This is a genomic window from Flavobacterium sp., from assembly GCF_027531905.1.
Lineage (GTDB): Bacteria > Bacteroidota > Bacteroidia > Flavobacteriales > Flavobacteriaceae > Flavobacterium.
Map to the genome: position 1 here is coordinate 1 of NZ_JAPZSU010000061.1, position 21,165 is coordinate 21,165.

The following is a 21,165-nucleotide window of genomic DNA, read 5'->3' on the forward strand; positions in this document are numbered from 1 at the left end:
ATGACGCCATTTACGTTCAGATCTATTATCATATAATTCATATTCTAAGTCTCCTACTTTATATATTTTGGGCTCATAATACAGATAAACATGTACTTCTAGTTTTTCTTCATCAATTTCTAATTTTGATAATTTCCAGCCTTCTTGAATCGGTAAAATAATTTTATCTAGTATCGTTTTTATATATTATTACATATTGTAAATTTAACCTTTTCAAAAAATATCCAGTAGAAACAAAATGAGTGATTATGAAACTAAATACTATTGGTTTACCAGTACAAGAGACAGAAAAAATTGTTGTGGAATTGAATATTTTGTTATCTAATTTTCAAGTATATTACCAAAATTTAAGAGGAATGCATTGGAATATTAGAGGGAAACGTTTTTTTGATTTGCATCTTAAATTTGAAGAATTGTACAATGATTCTCAACTGAAGATTGATTTAATTGCAGAGCGTGTACTTACACTTGGGGGAACTCCTTTACATACTTTTGATGACTATATAAAGCACAACCAATTAGAAGTAGGTAAAGATATTTCAAATGATGAAAAGGCAATTCAACTGATTGTTGATTCTTTGGCAAGTTTGCTTACGATTGAGAGAAAGATTTTAGAAAATGCTTCAGCTATAAATGATGAAGGAACGAATTCGATGATGAGTGATTTTATTGTAGAACAAGAAAAAACAATATGGATGATGCAAGCTTGGTTGGCTTAGTTATTCCAAATGGTAGTCATAAAAAAAACAGAAGTTTGTGCTTCTGTTTTTTTTGTGTGTGACTAAAATTAATCTTCTTCTAGATTCTCATTGAAGGAAGAAGGTAATAAAGTTGGGATAAACTTAATCAAAATGGGAAGCAATAAACTTCCTCCCGGTAATAAAAAGATAGTGAGCGAAGGTATCGTCTTGCAGATATCCAAAATTTGCTTTCTGATTTTTTTCTTTTCTTTTTCATCAAGATCGCGATGTGTTGAATGTGCCAAAAGCACCATTAATTCCTTACTCTCTAAAATTTCTTTAACCAATCTGTTTTTATTTCGGGTTACCAAAGTTACGACACTTTCTGTAGTTTGGTCGTAAAAATGCTTAACAGGATTGGAATAATTGAAATATGGGATTTCACTTTTGTATTTTGTAATGAAATCATTGGTGTGATGAATTGATGCCATAACAAATTCATCGGATTCATTGAGAATGCTTCCTAAAGTATGTAAAAAATAGGCTTCTTCTTTTTCTATTACGCCATCACTCCAAAGCGCCATTCCCGCAATATCGATTAAGTATTTTTTTTCTAAATCAAGAGTAAAATAATCCAATTCTAACGATTCAAGCGTCAAAGATGCGTTTTTAGAAAATTTGGTATAACGAATCGAAGCTTCAAAAAGTTTGATTAGTAAATCGTCATATTGCGTTTTGTTACTTTTTATCTTTAATGCTAAAGCCACAATATTGACAACAGTTTCTTCAATACGTTTCAAGTATTTTTCTGGAATTTCTCCGTGTTTCAGGTATTGGCAAAAAGCCAAAACATCAATAAATAAAAGGGCATTAGTGACTAAATGCGAAAAGTTTTTATTGATGATGCCATCGTTGGTTTGCACTCTTTCGTCAATAAATTTTTCCAAAGTTAAAGATCGACTGTTTTTAGGAAGTATTTTTTTGAATAGATTGAAACCTTGAGGATTCATTTGGTTATAGAAGGCTAAGGCTTTGGCAATAAACAGATCGGGTGTTTTATTGGATTCTGTCAAGCAAAAAGCACCATAAAGCGTATTCAGTAAAGCAACTTTTGAGATTTCTTCTTTAAACCATCTTTTGGAATCAATAGGATTTATGGTGTTGAACGAAATAATATGACCATAAATAAAGCCCGTGTCTCTTGTTTTTAGATAAAAAGAAGTACTGTTTTCTAATGAAACTTCTTTAGAAAAATCTTGTTCTATAAAAAATTTGTCTATCCAACCAGATGCAGATGGGTTAATCATTGTAATGTTTTGAAGTTGCAAAGCTATGTTTTTTTACAACGACAATGGTTAGTAAAAGTTAAACTTTAGATTAAAATTAATAGGAACCTCTCGACTTGCAATTTTGTTCACAAAGAAGAATGATTTCTTTGATTCTTTTGTCTCTAGTTTCAGTTCTTTTGGCTTGGTTTAGCCAGTATAAGTAATTTTTCCGATAGGAAGGACTAAACGATTGATAATTGCTCCATGCTTTTGGATTAACATCAAACACAAGCTGTAAATCTTCTGGGATAATATGGTTTTCTACATCGTCTAGGGAGTTCCAAGAGCCATTTTGTTTCGCAATTTCAATTTTCCTAAGACCACTTTCATGCATTGCATTTTCTTGAATTAGTTTTTCGATGTAAGATTTATTCAGTTTGCTCCAAACGCTTTTGTCTTTTCTCGGTGTAAAAAGCTGTCTGCGTTGATGTTCATCTATTTTCTTTACAGTCGAATCAATCCATCCATAGCATATAGCAACTTGAACGGCTTCTTCCCAGCGCATGCTTTCGAAATTGCTGCTAACTTTGTAAAACAGCAGATAAATGCCTTTAGACGAATGGTGGTTTTCATGTAGCCATGTTCGCCATTCGTCAGCATTTTTAAAATATAAATGTTCTTTTTCTTCCAAATGTTTTAGGTTTAAGAGATGAAGAGTGCTTCAGCCGCTTCCCAATTTACAACATTCCAAAAAGAAGCAATATAGTCAGCTCTTCGATTTTGATTTTTTAAATAATAGGCATGTTCCCATACGTCTAGTGCCAAAACAGGTTTTCCTTTAGCAACAATCGTAGGTAAATTCATTAATGGATTGTCTTGATTTGGAGTAGAAGTGATGGTCAACTTTCCGTTGCTAACCACTAGCCATGCCCAGCCAGAACCAAAGCGTTTTGCGGCGGCATCGGCAAATTGTTTTTTGAAAGCATCAAATGAGCCGAAAGTAGTGATTATAGCTTCTCCTAGTTTTCCTTTTGGTTCTCCACCTCCATTAGGTTTCATTAAGTTCCAAAACAAACTATGGTTGTAATGACCTCCACCATTATTGCGAATGGCTTCAGGGAACAGGTTCATATTTTCGAAAATTGAGTTAAGGCTTTTGGCTTTATCCACAATCGATTTATCTAAAGTCTCGATGGCTTTGTTGAGATTGGTTACATAAGCTTGATGGTGTTTTGAATAATGGATTTCCATAGTCAGTATGTCGATATGAGGTTCCAAAGCATCGTAGGAGTAAGGTAATTTGGGTAAAGTGTAAGCCGCTTCTTGCGTGTTTAGCAAATCATGATGAAAAACAGATGAGGTTGAAGCATTTGTATTTGCCGCTAAACTCGAGTTGATAATTGAAGTTCCCATGAAAATTCCTGTTGAAAGAAGTGCCGATTTTTTAATAAAATCTCTTCTACTGCTGTTGTTTTCCATTTTCTTTGAATTAATTGTTTAAAGTGTGTTCTTGGTGTTATTTTGATTTTTCTCCTACAAAATTATGAATGGGAGATTTAAAAAGAATATTAAATGTGGTTAATGTACCGTAAATTCGAGTGAGGTATTGTTGCAATTCAATCTTTTCTAGCTCTTCAATTTTACTAGCATTGATTTTTTGTTCCATTACTCTTAAGCGGTCTCTCACCATTATTATTTTATGAAAAAAGGTATCGATTGGTATTTCTTTCGAGGCCAATCCCGCTTGTCCTGGCTCAAGGATAATTTTTCCGCCTTTCCATTTATCAGCCATCGGAACAATTTCTGATACATCAGACCATTTTTGTAATAATTGTTTTAGTGTAGTTTCTACTTCATAAAAACTTATGGTATCAACTTCGTTTTCTGCTGCCTCAATGATTTCAAAAGCACTATCTAATGCTATGGTTTCTAATCCCGTTTCGATAAAGGTAACCCAATAGTCGGTTGATGTTACGTTGGTTATTACTCCTTTACCTAGTTGTTCATGTTGTATTCGTGATCCAATTCCTAATAATTTCATGACTGTTCAATGTTAGTTTTCTTAAATTAGTATTAAATTTTTCTCAAAAAAAAGCTGAATCCGTTTTTTCGGTATGGTTTTCGTAAATTTACAATCAAGTTTAATAAAAAAACAGGATATGAAATCGCCATTAACAACAGGTTTGTTAGCGAGAAACACCAAGTAAATAAAAGGCGATCCGAGCGAAGTATTCTATATTTTGCTGATAATAAATAAATTTTACAAATATGAAAAAAATGAATTTACTAGTCGCATGTATTGTGTTGACTTTAACCGCTTGCAATGCAACCAAAAATACAACAAATTCTTCAAATTCTCTACAAGGGGACTGGGTTTTGACTTATATCAGTGGGCCAAGAATTGCTTTTGAAGGACTTTATCCCAATGAAAAACCTACCATCAATTTTGATGTAGCGTCCAAAAAAGTGTTTGGTAAAAATAGTTGTAACAATTATTCAGGTATGCTTAATATAGATGGCAATAAGATAAGTTTCAAGGAAAATAAAATGGCAGTTACTTTGATGGCATGTCCAGGAAATGGCGAAAGTGTTTATATGAATATGCTTGAAAAAGTGGATAGTTATGCTGTTTCAGAAGATGGAAAAGAATTGATAATGACGGGTAACGGTGTTCGTTTATTGCGATTTGAGAAAAAGTAATTTTTTAATATAAATTCAAAAAGATGAATAAAGTTTTTAATGTTTTGATTTTGATAGCTTTATTGGTTTTTTCAAATGCTTCTTTTGCGCAACAAAAAACAAAAAAAGAACTAAAAGAGGCTAAAAAATTTGAACAGCAGAAAAAAGTCGAAACGCTTGTAGCAGGTGAGAAATTTATTTTTGAGGCGAATAGAGCTTTCCCAATGGGGTTCAGAAGTATAGATTTGACTACGAATCCGAATTCTATATCTTTTACACCTGATTTAATTAAGAGCGATATGCCTTTTTTTGGTAGAGCAACTGGGAGTATTCCTTATGGAGGAGGAGAAGGTGGTTTGAAGTTTGAAGGGACTCCCGAGGAATTTTCTATAACAAAAGAGAAAAAAAATTATTTACTCAAAGCAAAGGTTAAAGATAAAAATGACAGTTATACAATACAATTGACCATCTTTTTTGATGGTGGAGCTTCATTGGTTATTAATAGCAACAATAGAGCTAGTATTTCTTATAATGGTTCGATTTCTAAGTTGAAAGAATAGTTCAGAAAGCTGCTGAAAGATTGTTTTTAGCCTATGGTTCTTATTTTAAAACACATCATGATTTAGGAATCTAATTTTTTTATTATATGGTTGCTTTCTCTTTCAAAAAGAAAGAGCTATTAGCCATAAAAAATTAGATTGATTCGGTTTTATGAAGGTGAATTACAATTTTATGATAAAAAGCTCAATATTTTTGATTAAATGTTGAGCTTTTTTTTTGTTTTAGATTTACTTTTCTAAAATCAAATCATAGCCATATAAATGTTCGTCTCTGATGAAACCCATTTTATGATACAATTTTTGAGCGGTAAAATTGTTTTTAGCCGTTCGAAGACGAATGATTGGGGAGCCAAGGTCTTGCGCTAATTTTTTAGTTTCTTCAATTAATTTGCTTGCTACACCTGATTTTCTTGTACTTGGGTTTACAAATATATCATTCAGAATTACTATTTTTTTTAGCAATAAAGAGGAAAAAGTGATGTAATTTAAAGCAAATCCGATAGCTTTGTTTTGTTCGTCAAAAGCCAAGAATACTTCTGCTTCATGGTTTTCAAGTCTCTCTTTTAGAAAAGCTTTGTGATTTTCAATATTAGAAGGTTTTTTGTAAAAAACTAAATATTGATCAAATAAATCAGTCAATGCATCAAGGTCATGTAAGGTGGCTTTTCGTATCATAACGGTTTATTTTGTGAGGTTTAGCAATAAAAATACGCTTTTATTTTTGTTTCAACAAAATTTTGGTGAGACTTCAAAAAATAAGAGAGATATTGGTTAAAATATCTCTCTTCATGTTACTTACGAAAAGGGGTCAGAACTTTAATTGATAAACTTCATCTAAGTCGTTATTTGAGCTGATGTTTACTTGTAAGTCAGTTACAAATCCTGAGTTTAATCCGTATACCCACCCATGTAATGATAAACTTTGACCATTTTTCCATGCCGACTGTACAATGGAGGTTTTAGCAAGATCAAAAACTTGTTCTTTTACGTTTAATTCTACAAAAGTATTAAAGCGTTTGTTTTCGTCTTGAATGGAGTCAAGGTATTCGTTATGTAAGCGATATACATTTTTGATATGACGAATCCAATTGTCAATAATTCCGATGGAACTATTGCTCATGGCTGCTTTTACTCCTCCGCAACCGTAATGACCACAAACTAAAACGTGTTTGACCTTTAAAACGTTTACAGCATAATCTAGAACACTAAGCATATTCATATCGGTATGAACTACCATGTTAGCAATGTTTCTGTGCACAAAGACTTCTCCTGGTTTTGCGCCAATTATTTCGTTGGCAGGAACGCGACTATCAGAACAACCAATCCATAACAACGGAGGAGTTTGTCCTTTGGCTAAATCTTGAAAATAATTGGGATCTTTTGCTAGGGATTGTTCTACCCACTCTTTGTTGTTGTCTAATATTTTTTTATAAAAATCACTCATTTTTTATTTCTTTTTTAAAACGTTTCTTTTTTTATGATTTTACGTTTTGCAAAATCATAATGATGTTCAACTGTAACGTGATTTGCGTCTTCAGTGTTTTCAAGGCGATATTCGTCTTTGAAATTCTTTAACTTTACTTTAATATTAAGATCTTTAGATCGGATTTCTTTAAATTCGGTAATTAAATCCAAAACATCGTGAGCGATATACACTGTGTCTTTGGCGTCAATAATTACTTTAGAGTTTTCTGGGATTTTGGCTAAAGTAGATTTTATCGAAGCTTTGTTTAGAAAAGAAACCTCTTGTGCCAAGTCAATATGAATTATATCTCCATCTTCATATTCCTCTTTTCTAAAGCTGTAAGCTCTTTTTAAATTTCCTCTCAATACAAAGATAATACTGATGACAATACCCAAGGCGACACCTTTTAATAAATCAGTAAATACAACAGCTAATAAAGTAGCAATGAATGGGACAAATTGGTATTTTCCGTAATGCCAAAAATGAAGAAAAGTGGCAGGTTTAGCCAATTTGTAGCCTACCAATAATAAAATAGCAGCGAGCGTAGCTAGTGGAATTTTGTTGAGAATTGTTGGGATTGTCAATACGCTTATTAGTAGCAAAACACCGTGTATAATAGCGGCCATTTTTGATTTGGCTCCAGCATTATTATTAGCAGAAGTTCTAACCACAACAGAAGTCATCGGTAAGCCGCCTAAAAGTGTACTTATCATATTACCAATTCCTTGTGCTTTGAGTTCAACATTGGGATTGGTGTATCTTTTTTGAAAATCCATTCTATCGGCAGCTTCTATACATAATAACGTTTCTATTGAAGCAACAATTGCTATTGTTAATGCTACCACCCACACCTTTTGATTGGTTATGCTTGAGAAATTAGGGGTGATAATGATGTTTTTGAATTCTTCAAAAGATGTTGGAATGGGTAAAGAAACCAAATGTTCTTTTTGAATAGCTAAAGTGCTTCCGCTTACAATGAATATTTCATTTAAAATTACGCCTACAACTACAGCGACCAGAGCGCCTGGAATTAGCTTTAGTTTTTTTAGAGCAGGAAGTTTGTCCCAAACAATTAAAATTGTTAGCGAAATAAGGGTGATGACAATTGAACCTAATTGGATATAGTTAAAGAAACCTAAAAGGGAAGAAAAAGTATTGCTACCGTCTGCTTGAAAAAAAGCTTCGTCTCCTTCAAAGTCCCTGTCAAATCCAACTGCGTGGGGCAATTGTTTTAAGATAATTATGATTCCTATACCAGCTAGCATGCCTTCAATTACATTATTTGGAAAGTAATTTGAAATACTACCTGCTTTTACAAAACCTAATAGAAGTTGAATGGCTCCTGCTAAAAAAGCGGCTAATAAAAACACATCGAAAGCTTTAAAATCGGTTACAGCTGTCAATATTATTGCGGTTAAACCTGCTGCTGGTCCGGAGACACTTATGTGAGATTGACTTAGGTACCCAACAACGATTCCGCCAACGACTCCCGAAATGATGCCGGAAAACAATGGAGCCCCAGACGCCATTGCGATACCTAGACATAATGGTAGTGCAACTAAAAAAACCACCAACCCTGCCGCAAAGTCAGAGTTGAGGTTGGCAAATAAACTTATTTTTTTTGACATATTATTTTGAAAATTAATTAACAAAGACATTTTTAGAAATATTCTAAAAAAAAGATTTATCCATGCAATTAATTTTTGGGAGGAGGCGTATGTATTTTTATACAAAGAATGCTAGGTAACGAAAAATCTTTAGAATGTATATTGTTTTTCCCAACTGTTTCCTCACTATTACTTATGTATATATCATTTGGTTTATAGAAAGAGGCTATTTTTTTTTCTTCATTAGAATCATCTTCCAAAAGATCTTTTGCAATAGAGACTTCTGTTCCTTTTTCAATAATGGTTAGTATTGAAGGTTTGAAAAGAAACATTACAAAAAACAATAAAACTATAGTTGCAAATGACTTCATTTTTTGATTAAGTAGGATTGTAAAAATAAACAATTTACCAACGGTTAGAATAAAAATAGGAATTATAATTATTAGAGGTTGTTTTTTGATTTTTCCAATAGTTTTTTTTTGCAATTTCCGACTTTAATACCGTTGTTTAAAAATGTTTTATAAAAAATAATTTATTTAAACATACCCCCTATTTTTTAATGGCATTAACCACAAAATAATACTTTTATATAATTTTTATGATTTAAAAATAGGGGTATTAATTAAAAATAATACAATAATTATAAAAAATACCCTTTATTGATTTTTTAAAATAAAATGTTTAAAATAACATATTGCTATTATTTTGAAGCCAAATTTTTGATTTCATAATTCTTCTATATCAAAGGTAAAAAGTCATTTTTTTTTAGAAGTTCTTAGAAAAAAAGGTAATACATTCGTCAAATAAGAAGGAGAAAAAATTACAAAAAGTACTTTTTATTAGGTTCGATTTTTAGCTAAAATCATTTCGCATTCCAAAAAAACAATAACCAAAAATTGAAATTTTAACCAAAATTAATGCACATGAAAAAAGCCACTCTTATTTTAGCTTTATTGCTTACGTCTAACTTAATCTCTGCTCAAGAGGAAGGAACAAAAACACCTCCAGCGACAACTTTTGCAGGTTCTGCAGATGCATATTACAAATACGATTTTGCAAATGACTTTTCAAATAACAAAACAAGTTTTACCAATTCAAGTAATTCATTCGAACTTGGAATGGCTTCTATTGAAGCGTCGCACAAGTTTGGAAAAGCTTCGGTGTTTATTGACTTAGGATTTGGTAAAAGAGCAGCCGAGTTCTCTTATAATGATACATCACCAAATGATAATGCGACTTTCTTAATCAAACAATTGAATTTTACTTATGAATTCTCCGATAAGTTTAAAATAATTGCAGGTAGTTTTGCTACTCACGTTGGTTATGAATTAGTAGATGCGGTTGATAATAAAAACTACAGTATGTCGTATGCGTTTACCAATGGACCTTTCTTTAATACGGGGGTTAAAGCTCAGTACACTGCAGGCAAATTTGGTATAATGGCAGGGATTACGAATCCAACTGACTTTAAAACTGCATTAGATAGTGGAACAGACCAAAAAACTTATATTGCGCAACTTTCTTATACTGGAGAGACAGGAGCTGTTTACTTAAACTTTACGTCTGGTAGTAATAACCCTGCTTCTGATACTAATGCTACTCAATATGATATTGTGGCTACTAAGAAATTAGGAGATAAATTTGGAATTGGTTTCAATGGAACTTATGCATCATTGAAAAATGATAGTAATGGTTCTTTGGATGCTAATTGGTTTGCCTTAGTTGGTTATGCTAATTATTCTTTCTCAGATAAAGTGAGTTTGGCTTACAGAATTGAATATTTTGATGATAAAGATGCTGCAAAATATGGTTTAGTTGATAATAATGTTTTTGCTAACACTTTGTCTTTAAACTTTAAAGAAGGAAATTTCACTTTCATACCTGAGGTTAGATTAGATTCTTCATCTAAAGACTTTTTTACTAAATCAAATGGAAGCGCTACAGGAAGTTCAGGTAATATATTATTTGCAACAACCTATTCATTCTAATTATAATCTATTTTTTTTCTGTCATGACACTTTTTATAAAGTGTTGTGACAGTTTTTTTTTATACTGCTTGATTTCTATTTGAAATCAAGCAGTATTTTTTTGTTTAGTTAGTAAAGTATTTTTTTCTAAACCAAAAGGCTAAATTAACCAATGCAATTAATGCTGGAACTTCTACTAATGGTCCAATTACACCTGCAAAGGCTTGTCCGCTATTGATACCAAAAACACCTATGCTTACAGCAATGGCTAGTTCGAAATTATTTCCTGTAGCAGTAAAAGCAATGGCAGTAGCTTTGGAATAATCTGCGCCAAAATACCTACCAGCAAAAAAGCTAAGAACAAACATAAGGCTGAAATAAATTACTAATGGAATAGCGATTCGAACTACATCAAGTGGGATTTGAACAATCAATTCACCTTTAAGGCTAAACATTACAACAATTGTAAATAATAGTGCAATTAGCGTAACAGGAGAAATCATTGGTATGTATTTTTTGTCAAACCACTCTTGTCCTTTTATAGAAATTAAAAGATATCTACTTATGATTCCTAATGCAAATGGAATTCCTAGGTAGATACCAACACTTTCTGCAATTTGACCAATACTTATAGAAACATCAAAGCCTGTGTAGCCAAAATAAGGAGGAAGTACTGAAATGAATAGATAGGCATATACGCTGTATAATAAGACCTGAAAGATGCTGTTTAAGGCAATCAATCCAGCAGCATATTCTCGGTTTCCGTCTGCCAAATCGTTCCAAACCACAACCATTGCAATACACCTTGCTAAACCAATTAATATAACTCCAATCATGTATTCAGGATAACCATTTAAGAAAATCAATGCCAAGAAAAACATCAAGATTGGTCCGATAATCCAGTTTAAAAATAACGAAGTTCCAAGTACTTTGGTGTTTTGAAAAACCTCGTTTATTTTGCTATAGTTTACTTTGGCTAGAGGAGGATACATCATAATTATTAATCCAATGGCTAATGGAATATTAGTGGTTCCACTTGAAAAGGAATTGATGAAAGTGCTACTCGAAGGAATAAAATAACCAATACTTACGCCTAAAGCCATGGCTAAGAAAATCCACAAGGTTAAATTTTTGTCTAAAAAGCCTAATTTTTTTCGGGCAACAACCGGAGTACAATTATTTGCTGACATAAATTATAAGGATTTAATTTGACTAAAAACATACAAGAATTCGGTAGCAATTTGCATGCTTCTTTCCTGATATTTTTCCGATTGTAACGGGGTGTTGTCAAAAGCTTTTGGGTCATCAAAAGTGATTGGAATTCTTTTTTCGGCTCCTGCAATAAATGGACATCCGCCATCAGCTTGTGAACAGGTTAAAATTGCGGCAAATTCGCTTTGAGGATTAAAGTCATCCTCGAATCTTTTTGAAAATCCAATTACAGGATGGTCATTAGTGTTGTATTTTATTGCGTAAATAGGATTGTCTCCTTCACTGATGATTTTCACTTCAAATCCTGTGTTTATTAGTGTTTCGGCTACTTTAGGGAATAAGGCAGTTGCTTCTGTTCCGCCAGAATAACAAAATACATTTTTTATATTGTAAAATGAAGCAGCTGTTTGAGCCCAAACTTGAGACAAATGGCTTCTTCTAGAATTGTGGGTACAAATGAAGTTGAGACGAATAGTTAACCCACTATTTACTTTTGATTGGATGAACTGAATTAGCGGTGTTAAAACCTGTTTTCTTTCCTCGGAAATGGTTTCAAAACTGACTTGGTCTATAGTTGATTTAATTTTTGGAAACATACAATAGAATTTAAAATTTGAGATGTATTAGCAACAACTGCCTCCTGGAATACAAGAGTTTTTTGAAGTAGTAAGTTCTTGTAGAGAAATATGTTGTTTTTCGGCTGGAATGCCACAATTATCTTGTGCTAAACAATTGGTTTGTTTACTTAGTAATAAAAAATGATTGCCATTGAATCCTAAATCGTACTTCCCGATAGTTTCGTTTTGGTATTCTACTTCGATTTCTAAATCTTCTATTCCAAGTACTTTTTCGGAGAGATGGATGATGTTTAGTAGTTTGCTTGGTTTTAGACGGTGATTGGTATCATTAGCATTCCATAATTGAAAATTTGCTACCTTTTCCTCACGGACAGTTCCGCCGCAATCGATAAATTTTTTAGTAATAATGCCAACCTCGGTCACATGAAAATGAATGGGTACCATTTGTCCGTTAGGTAAACTAAAGTTAACATCCTCTAGTTTTTCTAAAATCGTTTTTACTTCTGAAAGTTTCATAACTATTTTTTTTTAATGATTAACAACAAGATTCGTTGGAGGAACTAGCGGTTGATTTACAGGTTAAGGTTTCGAAAAAAGTCTTGATTTTTTCAAAGCCTTCCTTGTTAATGCAATAGCAAATGGCATTCCCTTCAATGTTTCCTTTTATGAGTCCAGCATTTTTTAGTTCTTTTAAATGCTGAGATACTGTAGGCTGTGCTAGTGGAAGTTCATTGACGATGTCTCCACAAATACATGACTTAGCTTCTAATAGGAATTCTAAAATAGCAATTCGAGCTGGATGCCCCATAGCTTTGGCCAAAAGAGCAATTTGATTTTGATGCTCTGTAAAATGTTCTGTCTTTGATGCGCCCATTGTCATATTTTAATATCGCAATATTACGATAATAAAATCAATTTAATTTTATTTTTAGAATAAAAATTTTCAAGGCATTTTGTCTTAGATGAATTTAATAATTAGACAGAGGTATTTCTTTTTTTTCTATTTTTATTAAAAATTAAAACTAAAAACATGAAAAAAACTGTCTATACTTTAAAATTTGTTTTGCTTTTAATAGCTGTTTGTGTTCAATGGAATCAAGGGATATATGCTCAAAAGAAAACAGCAGTGGTTTTAAACGATGCAATAGATATTACTACTTTGCAAGAAGGTTATAGAAAAAAAACATATTCAATTGAAGATATTACTCAAGCTTATTTAGACCGAATTCAGGCTGTAGATAAAAATGGTTCTCAATTGAATTCCGTTTTAACCATTAATCCGGATGCTATTGCAATTGCCAAGGCATTAGATGAAGAATTGAAAGCTGGAAAATGGAGAGGGCCTTTGCATGGTGTTCCTGTTTTGCTAAAAGATAATATTGATACCAAAGATAAAATGCCTACTACAGCTGGTTCTAGAGCTTTGGCTAATTCATTTCCATTACAGGATAGTTTTGTGGCACAAAAATTAAGAGAAGCTGGTGCAGTAATTATTGGTAAAACGAATTTAAGTGAATGGGCTAATTTTCGTGGAGCGCCATCTACTAGTGGATGGAGTGGTTTAGGCGGTCAAACCAAAAATGCCTATGATGTCACTCGAAATCCTTGTGGCTCTAGTTCGGGTTCAGCAGTGGCTGTAGCAGCTAATTTGGCTTTGTTTGCCATTGGTACAGAAACCAACGGTTCGATTGTTTGTCCTGCTCATGCCAATGGAATTGTTGGGCTTAAACCTACTGTAGGTTTAATTAGTAGGGGTGGTATTATTCCAATTTCTTTTACTCAAGATACGGCTGGACCTATGACGAGAACAGTCAAAGACGCTGCGATTGTTTTGGGTTGGCTCACAGGTGTTGATACTAGAGATAGTAAAACTGCTGCAAGTGCAACTATGGCTGTCAAAGATTACGCTAGTGCTTTAGATGCTAATAGTTTGAAAGGTAAGCGCATTGGTGTCTATGTTGGCGTTAACGGTAAAAACAAAGAAGTTGATGTGTTGTACCAAAAAGCTATTGAAGATATGAAAGCTCAAGGAGCTACTTTGGTCGAAATTCCTGAAATTACTCCTGAAGAAATTGATATGCAGTCTTTTACTGTGATGTTGTATGAATACAAACAAGGTCTGAATGATTATTTCAAATCATTAGGACCAAATGCAGCCATAAAAAGTGTGGCTGATTTGATTGCGTTTAATAAAAAAGATGCCTTAGAACTAAAGCACTTTAACCAATTGTATCTTGAAATGGCACAATCAAAAGCCGATTTAAGTACAGAAGAGTATAAGAAAGCTTTGGAAGCAATGCGAATCAATAGTCAAGAAAAAGGAATTGATAAAGTGATGAATGATTTTAAACTAGACGCGATTATTGCTCCTACGGGGACCCCAGCTTGGGTAACGGATTTGAAAAATGGCGATAAATTTACATTTGGAACATCTGGACCTGCGGCGCACTCAGGTTATCCAAGTATTACGGTGCCTATGGGGTATGTAGAGGGTTTGCCTGTGGGAATTTCTTTTGTAGGCAAAGCATGGAGCGAAGCCGCTTTGTTGAATTTAGCTTATGCTTATGAACAAAACACAAAACACCGACATGCTCCGAATTTAGTTGCTAATTAATCAAAGGTCTTTAAGATAAAAAGAGGCTGTCCTTTTCGGACTGCCTCTTTTCTGTTGCATGCTATTTGTTAAACATATTTTATTCAACGGATTAAAATCCGTTGCAATTAAATTTTACATTCTTTCAACGGATTAAAATCCGTTGCTACAATATATTTCGTTCCTACGGAACTTTGCATTATTTTCCTTTCTCCTCAAAATAACGTGCCTCGATGCGTTTGATGTCTTTGATGGATTTTCGTGCCCAATCGAGTCGTTTCTCTAGAATTTGCGCTTCGTTTAACTGCCAAGGAATATCGGAATTGCGCAGTCGATTGGTTAGATTTTGCAAAATAATTGCTGCGGATACTGAAATATTCAAACTTTCGGTGAAACCAACCATAGGAATTTTGAGAAATCCATCGGCTTTTTGCATGATTTCTTCGGATAAACCTTCTTTTTCGGTACCAAAACACAAAGCGCTAGGTTTAGAAAAATCAAAATCTTCCAAATTACAATCGTCTGTATGAGGCGTCGTGGCTATGATTTGATAGCCTTTACTTTTTAGCGTATCGATACAATTGCTTACCGAATCAAACGGGGTAATATCGACCCACTTTTGAGCGCCCATGGCGATTTGTTTGTCGATTCGTTTACCAAAACGCTGCTCAATTACATTCATATTTTGTACACCAAAAACTTCGCAACTACGCATTACCGCACTAGCATTGTGCATTTGAAACACGTCCTCGACTACCACTGTAAAGTGATTGGTTCTGTTTTTGAGTACTTTTAAGAAATTCTCTTTTCTATTATCGGTTAAAAATCCTTCTAAATATTCTAGGTAATCCAAATCTATCATGCCTGATTTTTTTTTTTGCAAAAATAAGAAAAGTAATTAGTGATTAATAATTAGTATTTGGGTTTTGGAATTTGGAATTTGGGTTTTGGGTTTTGGGTTTTGGAATTTGGGTTTTGGAATTTGGAATTTGGAATTTGGAATTTGGAATTTGAGTTTTGGAATTGGGAATTGGGAATTGAATGAAAAAATGATTTTATTTGAGTTGTTGTTTTTGCGTGAGGGATAGGAGCTAGCTACCGAAGTAGCGCGGATAGTCCGACCGCAGCTACACAAAGGGGCGCATAACACAGTTGCTATATGCCCCTTTGGGGAGATGGGGTCACGCCCAAATAAAAATTAAAGAATAACTTATATGAAAAAGAAATTAGTGGTATTAACAGGAGCTGGAATAAGTGCTGAAAGCGGCATAAAAACCTTTAGAGATAGTGACGGATTGTGGGAAGGGCACGATGTAATGGAGGTGGCAACGCCAGAAGGATGGCGAAAGAATCCGACCTTGGTTTTGGACTTCTATAATCAACGTAGAAAGCAATTGTTGGAAGTACAACCTAATTTGGCACATCAGGTTTTGGTGGAATTGGAGCAGGATTTTGACATTCATATTATCACGCAAAATGTAGATGACTTGCATGAACGCGCCGGAAGTCAAAACGTTTTGCACTTGCATGGGGAGTTGCTAAAAGTACGAAGTACGCGAAATGAATTGCATATTTTGGATTGGAGGGGTGACTTGCAATTGGGCGATTGTGATGCCAACGGAGCACAATTGCGTCCGCATATTGTATGGTTTGGTGAGGCGGTTCCTGCGCTACAGGATGCTATTGTTCTGGTTGAACAAGCGGACTATATTGTGATAATTGGGACTTCGTTGCAAGTGTATCCTGCGGCAGGACTGACGGATTTTGCACCAAAAAATGTTCCTATTTTTTATATTGACCCAAAAGCGACCAAGATTTCGAATGTAAAAAATCCGCTGACTTGTATTGCTATGAAGGCTACTGAAGGAATTCTTGTATTGCAACAAAAGTTATTGGATTTAGAGAAAAAAACTAAGTCTTGAAAACTGAATACTGAACACTTATGCTTATTTTTGTGCCTTTCGAACAAAAAACACAACAATGACTACTTTAAACGAATTGAATGCCATTTCTCCTATTGATGGAAGATATAGAAATAAAACAATTGCATTAGCGCCTTTTTTCTCAGAAGAAGCGTTGATTAAATACCGCGTTTTGGTTGAAATCGAGTATTTCATTGCCTTATGCGAACAACCTTTACCACAATTAACTGGAGTAAACCCAAGTGTATTTGAGAGTTTACGCAACATCTACAAAAACTTTAGTACTGAAGATGCGCTTTGGATTAAGGAAACTGAAAAAGTTACTAATCACGACGTAAAAGCGGTAGAATACTTTATTAAAGATGCTTTTGAAAAATTAGGTCTTTCGGCCCACAAAGAGTTTATTCATTTTGGATTAACGTCTCAAGACATCAACAACACGGCTATTCCGCTTTCTACAAAAGAAGCGTTTGAAAACGTATATTTGCCCTCCTTGATTGCTTTAATTGCCAAATTGAAAGAATTAAGTCAAGAATGGGCTCACATTCCGATGTTGGCACGCACGCACGGACAGCCTGCCTCTCCTACTCGTTTAGGAAAAGAACTTGGGGTTTTTGTGGAGCGTTTAGAAGAACAAATGCGTTTGTTGTTCAACATTCCTTTTGCATCAAAATTTGGTGGTGCCACAGGAAATTATAATGCACATCACGTGGCGTATCCACAAATTGATTGGAGACAATTTGGTAAAAAATTCGTGGAAGATATTTTGGGATTACACCACTCCTTTCCTACTACACAAATTGAGCATTACGATCATTTTGCTGCTTTTTTTGATGCTTTAAAAAGAATCAACACCATCATTATCGATTTGGACCGTGACATTTGGACGTATGTTTCGATGGAATATTTCAAACAAAAAATCAAAGCGGGCGAAATTGGTTCTTCGGCTATGCCACATAAAGTAAACCCTATTGATTTTGAAAACTCAGAAGGAAATTTAGGTATTGCCAACGCTATTTTTGAGCATTTGTCTGCCAAATTACCATTATCAAGACTACAACGCGATTTAACAGACAGTACGGTGTTGCGAAATATTGGTGTACCGATGGGACATACTCTTATTGCTTTTGAAGCTACGTTGAAAGGATTGAACAAATTGTTATTGAACGAAAGTAAATTCCACGAGGATTTAGAAAACAATTGGGCTGTAGTTGCAGAAGCTATTCAAACGATTTTACGTCGCGAAGCCTACCCAAATCCTTATGAAGCGCTAAAAGGGTTGACTAGAACGAATGAAGCAATTACAAAAGATTCTATGCATGCATTTATAGCTACGCTTGAAGTTTCTGATGCCATAAAGGCAGAATTACTTCAAATCACACCAAGTAATTTTATTGGGATTTAATTAATTTGTGATGATGAAAACTATTAGAATTGTAAAATATATTCTACTCCACTTTTTCGTTTTACTAACTTTTCAAATTTCTTATTCGCAAAATAAAATTATTGTCGATAGTTTAAGTATTGAGATGGAAAAGGCGAAAGAACCATCAGGTTTTTCAAATTCAATGCTAAGAAGTGTACGATTTGACCAAGCAAAATTGAAATTTATAATGGTAAAATGCCAAATAAAATCAAAGGGGGAATATCGTACAGAAATTAGTGCATTTTCTCTTTTAGACACTGTAAATAAAGTTAGGTATCGAGTTGCTGATTATTTGGGATATGCTAGTATTATAGGTTTTCCCGAAGTAAATCCATACCGAAAAGACAAACCTCAGGATAGTAAAAAATATTCTTATATTCTACCACAATACAATTCTGATGTAATCGATGTTTTTGATCAATTTACTATGAAAGATTATAAAGATTTTGGTGTTCCAATTGAATTTGGGACTGAAAAAAATTCAGACAAAAGTCTAATATATTTCGGCAAAACAACTTATAAAAACTTTAGAGCTGAATTATTCTTTATAACATTAAAAGAACTAAAAAATTCTATTTATGCCCTTTATTATAAGAATTCTAAAGTTGGAATTTTTCAAATAGAATGAAATTAAATATTATCAAATCACACCAAGTAATTTTATTGGGATTTAACCATCTTGTAAATATTTTACCTAAAAAGCTATCCTAACCGATAGCTTTTTTTGGTTTTAACTTTTTGTTGTAGCTCAAAAACTTGAATTGAAAAACGATTTTTGTAAATTAGCCAAAATCGAGATTTTTATAATTTTCAAAATAAAAAACAATGAGTGCAGTTGCAGAAGTATCTACCCATTTAGAACCATTAATTACTGATTTGGGTTTAATACTCATGACCGCAGGAATTGCGGTATTGTTATTTAAGAAACTCAAACAACCTTTAGTCTTGGGCTATTTGATTGCGGGTTTCTTGGCCGGGAATAATTTTGATTTTTTTCCTACCATTCGCGACACCAAGAGTGTTGAAGTTTGGGCAGAAATTGGGGTTATTTTTTTATTGTTCAGTTTAGGATTGGAATTTAGTTTCAAAAAACTAATAAAAGTAGGCGGAACGGCATCTATTACTGCCATCACTCAAATCGCGTTTATGGTGTTTTTTGGCTATACTGTAGGACAACTATTCGATTGGTCTACTATGGATAGCATTTTTTTAGGTGTTATTTTATCCATTTCATCCACCACTATTATTCTAAAAAGTTTTGAAGAACTTGGGGTAAAAGCACAACGTTTTGCTGGAAACGTTATTGGTTCCTTGATAGTGCAAGATATAATTGCCATTTTAATGATGGTTCTTTTATCAACTATAGCGGTAAGTAAGAACTTCTCTGGTGGTGAGTTGATTCAATCGATTTTTAAATTGGTATTCTTTTTAGTGCTTTGGTTTTTGAGTGGAATTTTTATCATTCCCACTGTATTAAAAAAAGCCAAGCATTTATTAACCGACGAAATGTTGCTCATTATATCTATTGCGCTCTGTTTGTTAATGGTGATTTTTGCGGCTAATGTAGGTTTTTCACCAGCCCTGGGAGCTTTTATCATGGGTTCTATCATTGCCGAAACTACCCAAGCAGAACATATCGAACATTTGGTAAAGCCTGTAAAAGATCTCTTTGGTGCTGTCTTTTTTGTATCTGTCGGGATGCTGATTGACCCCGAAGCGTTGAAAGAACACGCGATTCCTGTTTTGGTATTATCGCTCGTGACCATATTAGGTCAATCCATTAGCTCTACTGTGGGTTCGCTTTTGTCGGGACAACCCCTCAAAGAATCGGTGCAAACAGGGATGAGTTTATCACAAATTGGAGAGTTCTCCTTCATCATTGCTACTTTGGGAATTACCCTGCAAGTTACCAGTTCATTTTTGTATCCAATTGTTGTAGCGGTTTCGGCAGTAACGACCTTTAGTACCCCTTATATGATTAAATTTTCTGGGCCTTTTTCTGATTTTTTGAGCAGAAAACTCCCAAGAAGATGGCTTAAAAAAATTGAACGCTATAGTGCTAGTACTCAAGCTATAAAAACTGTAAATAATTGGAAAATTGTCATCAATGCCTATTTAATACAAGTAATCATTCATTCCATCATTATTGTGGCAGTAATTGTGCTTTCCTCAAGATTTATTTTGCCTTTAGTGAAAGCATATCCCTTTGGTTCGGCTCTTTGTGCCTTAATCACACTGATTGTTTTGTCCCCATTTCTTTGGGCATTATCCCTAAGAAGAGTTGCTGTTGCCGAAGTTTCTGTTCTTCTAGAAGACCGAAAATCAAGAGGTCCAATGGCTATGCTTTTTTTATTCAGGATTTTGCTGGCGGTAGGCTACATTGGTTTATTGCTTAATATTTTCTTTTCGCCAAAAATAGCTCTAGTAGCTTTTGTAATTGCTATTCTTTTGTATTTTTTATTCCAAAAGAAAATAAATCATCAATATCATAAAATTGAGAATCATTTTTTATCCAATTTAAATGATAGAGAGATTAGCAAAGCCAAAAGAAGTCGCAGTGACTTATCGCCTTGGGACGGGCACATGGCTGTTTTTGATATTGCTGCCGAGTCGAATATTGCTGGGGAAACCTTAAAAAAATTGCAACTTAGAGAACAACTTGGGATCAATATCGCCTCAATCAAAAGAGGAGAAATTACCATTCATATTCCTGATGCTAACGAACGTATTTTTCCAGGAGATGAAGTGTTCGTTATTGGTACTGATGCACAACTTCAAGATTTCAAAAAATATTTGGATCAACATGAAATTGAAGCTTCACCAGAAGTGAGAGAACCCGATATTGTACTCCGACAAATCAAATTAAAAAATCATGCATTTATTGGCAAAAGTATTAAAGACTCAAAACTTCGCGAAAAAACAAAAGGTCTAGTTGTAGGCGTTGAAAAGAGAGGAAAACGATTCATGAATCCAGAATCAAGTATTTTACTCGAAAAAGACGATATCTTGTGGATTGTAGGCGACAAAAAATTATTAGCCGATTTGGTTCATGAATAAAAATTATGTCAAAAAAAATGCCCTCATGAAAAAATTCAGAGGGCATTTTTTTGGTTTAGAAAAACCTATTAAAGTGCAGTAATAATAAACTCACTTCTTCGGTTCATTTGGTGTTGTTCTTCGGTGCAATTGGATTGGTTGGTTGGTTCGC

The 21,165-nt window shown here is 33.8% G+C and carries 23 protein-coding genes; 10 read left to right on the forward strand and 13 right to left on the reverse strand.

Going from position 1 to position 21,165, the window contains the following annotated elements; translation table 11 throughout:
* The first annotated feature begins 248 nt into the window (after window positions 1–248).
* Window positions 249–719 (forward strand): Dps family protein, encoded by a 471-nt coding sequence (locus O9307_RS13610; RefSeq protein WP_298300258.1) that lies wholly within the window; start codon window positions 249–251, stop codon window positions 717–719.
* A gap of 68 nt (window positions 720–787) precedes the next feature.
* Here O9307_RS13610 and O9307_RS13615 read toward each other — a convergent pair whose 3' ends face one another.
* The 4 genes from O9307_RS13615 to O9307_RS13630 form a co-directional block, all read right to left on the reverse strand.
* Window positions 788–1,987: an LETM1-related biofilm-associated protein gene (locus O9307_RS13615; protein WP_298300260.1), complete on the reverse strand. Its 1,200-nt coding sequence runs from the start codon at window positions 1,985–1,987 to the stop codon at window positions 788–790.
* Between the two features lie 76 nt (window positions 1,988–2,063).
* Entirely contained in the window at window positions 2,064–2,639 is a 576-nt protein-coding gene (locus O9307_RS13620; protein ID WP_298300262.1) for a YdeI/OmpD-associated family protein, read from the reverse strand.
* Between the two features lie 11 nt (window positions 2,640–2,650).
* Complete coding sequence (locus O9307_RS13625) at window positions 2,651–3,427, reverse strand: superoxide dismutase (RefSeq protein WP_298300264.1); 777 nt, start codon at window positions 3,425–3,427, stop codon at window positions 2,651–2,653.
* A 37-nt stretch (window positions 3,428–3,464) separates the two neighbouring features.
* Window positions 3,465–3,989, reverse strand: coding sequence for a hypothetical protein (locus tag O9307_RS13630; RefSeq protein WP_298300266.1), 525 nt, complete (start codon window positions 3,987–3,989; stop codon window positions 3,465–3,467).
* A gap of 236 nt (window positions 3,990–4,225) precedes the next feature.
* On the opposite strand from O9307_RS13630, the gene O9307_RS13635 reads away from it, so the two are divergent.
* Both O9307_RS13635 and O9307_RS13640 read left to right on the forward strand, forming a co-directional pair.
* Window positions 4,226–4,648 (forward strand): META domain-containing protein, encoded by a 423-nt coding sequence (locus tag O9307_RS13635; protein WP_366100607.1) that lies wholly within the window; start codon window positions 4,226–4,228, stop codon window positions 4,646–4,648.
* A 23-nt stretch (window positions 4,649–4,671) separates the two neighbouring features.
* Complete coding sequence (locus O9307_RS13640; RefSeq protein ID WP_298300270.1) at window positions 4,672–5,187, forward strand: DUF4251 domain-containing protein; 516 nt, start codon at window positions 4,672–4,674, stop codon at window positions 5,185–5,187.
* Between the two features lie 228 nt (window positions 5,188–5,415).
* Here O9307_RS13640 and O9307_RS13645 read toward each other — a convergent pair whose 3' ends face one another.
* From O9307_RS13645 to O9307_RS13660, 4 genes are all read right to left on the reverse strand, one after another.
* Entirely contained in the window at window positions 5,416–5,862 is a 447-nt protein-coding gene (locus O9307_RS13645; RefSeq protein ID WP_298300272.1) for a GNAT family N-acetyltransferase, read from the reverse strand.
* Between the two features lie 133 nt (window positions 5,863–5,995).
* Window positions 5,996–6,631, reverse strand: coding sequence for a carbonate dehydratase (can, locus tag O9307_RS13650; protein ID WP_298300274.1), 636 nt, complete (start codon window positions 6,629–6,631; stop codon window positions 5,996–5,998).
* Window positions 6,632–6,645: 14 nt separating this feature from the next.
* Window positions 6,646–8,280, reverse strand: coding sequence for a SulP family inorganic anion transporter (locus O9307_RS13655; protein WP_298300276.1), 1,635 nt, complete (start codon window positions 8,278–8,280; stop codon window positions 6,646–6,648).
* A gap of 68 nt (window positions 8,281–8,348) precedes the next feature.
* On the reverse strand, window positions 8,349–8,630 hold the full coding sequence (locus tag O9307_RS13660) for a hypothetical protein (protein ID WP_298300278.1): 282 nt from the start codon (window positions 8,628–8,630) through the stop codon (window positions 8,349–8,351).
* Between the two features lie 552 nt (window positions 8,631–9,182).
* On the opposite strand from O9307_RS13660, the gene O9307_RS13665 reads away from it, so the two are divergent.
* Window positions 9,183–10,247 (forward strand): outer membrane beta-barrel protein, encoded by a 1,065-nt coding sequence (locus tag O9307_RS13665; protein WP_298300280.1) that lies wholly within the window; start codon window positions 9,183–9,185, stop codon window positions 10,245–10,247.
* 104 nt (window positions 10,248–10,351) lie between these two features.
* Here O9307_RS13665 and arsB read toward each other — a convergent pair whose 3' ends face one another.
* Genes arsB through O9307_RS13685 form a run of 4 tightly spaced genes read right to left on the reverse strand, consistent with a single transcriptional unit; the run spans window position 10,352 to window position 12,890 of the window.
* Window positions 10,352–11,416, reverse strand: coding sequence for an ACR3 family arsenite efflux transporter (gene arsB / locus O9307_RS13670; protein WP_298300282.1), 1,065 nt, complete (start codon window positions 11,414–11,416; stop codon window positions 10,352–10,354).
* 3 nt (window positions 11,417–11,419) lie between these two features.
* The gene (locus O9307_RS13675; protein WP_298300284.1) at window positions 11,420–12,034 is read right to left on the reverse strand and encodes a protein-tyrosine-phosphatase; all 615 of its coding nucleotides are present in this window, start codon (window positions 12,032–12,034) and stop codon (window positions 11,420–11,422) included.
* Window positions 12,035–12,061: 27 nt separating this feature from the next.
* Window positions 12,062–12,532, reverse strand: coding sequence for a DUF6428 family protein (locus O9307_RS13680; RefSeq protein WP_298300286.1), 471 nt, complete (start codon window positions 12,530–12,532; stop codon window positions 12,062–12,064).
* 19 nt (window positions 12,533–12,551) lie between these two features.
* Window positions 12,552–12,890, reverse strand: coding sequence for a metalloregulator ArsR/SmtB family transcription factor (locus O9307_RS13685; protein WP_298300288.1), 339 nt, complete (start codon window positions 12,888–12,890; stop codon window positions 12,552–12,554).
* Window positions 12,891–13,046: 156 nt separating this feature from the next.
* On the opposite strand from O9307_RS13685, the gene O9307_RS13690 reads away from it, so the two are divergent.
* Entirely contained in the window at window positions 13,047–14,630 is a 1,584-nt protein-coding gene (locus O9307_RS13690) for an amidase (protein ID WP_298300290.1), read from the forward strand.
* Window positions 14,631–14,808: 178 nt separating this feature from the next.
* Here O9307_RS13690 and O9307_RS13695 read toward each other — a convergent pair whose 3' ends face one another.
* Window positions 14,809–15,471 (reverse strand): RNA methyltransferase, encoded by a 663-nt coding sequence (locus tag O9307_RS13695; RefSeq protein WP_298300292.1) that lies wholly within the window; start codon window positions 15,469–15,471, stop codon window positions 14,809–14,811.
* Between the two features lie 64 nt (window positions 15,472–15,535).
* Between O9307_RS13695 and O9307_RS13700 the strand changes: the two genes are divergently transcribed.
* From O9307_RS13700 to O9307_RS13720, 5 genes are all read left to right on the forward strand, one after another.
* On the forward strand, window positions 15,536–15,697 hold the full coding sequence (locus O9307_RS13700; RefSeq protein ID WP_298300294.1) for a hypothetical protein: 162 nt from the start codon (window positions 15,536–15,538) through the stop codon (window positions 15,695–15,697).
* Window positions 15,698–15,823: 126 nt separating this feature from the next.
* Entirely contained in the window at window positions 15,824–16,531 is a 708-nt protein-coding gene (locus O9307_RS13705) for an NAD-dependent deacylase (protein WP_298300296.1), read from the forward strand.
* Window positions 16,532–16,589: 58 nt separating this feature from the next.
* Window positions 16,590–17,936 (forward strand): adenylosuccinate lyase, encoded by a 1,347-nt coding sequence (gene purB / locus O9307_RS13710; RefSeq protein ID WP_298300298.1) that lies wholly within the window; start codon window positions 16,590–16,592, stop codon window positions 17,934–17,936.
* A gap of 10 nt (window positions 17,937–17,946) precedes the next feature.
* Complete coding sequence (locus tag O9307_RS13715; RefSeq protein WP_298300300.1) at window positions 17,947–18,585, forward strand: hypothetical protein; 639 nt, start codon at window positions 17,947–17,949, stop codon at window positions 18,583–18,585.
* A 197-nt stretch (window positions 18,586–18,782) separates the two neighbouring features.
* Entirely contained in the window at window positions 18,783–21,014 is a 2,232-nt protein-coding gene (locus tag O9307_RS13720; RefSeq protein ID WP_298300302.1) for a cation:proton antiporter, read from the forward strand.
* Window positions 21,015–21,165 lie beyond the last annotated feature (151 nt).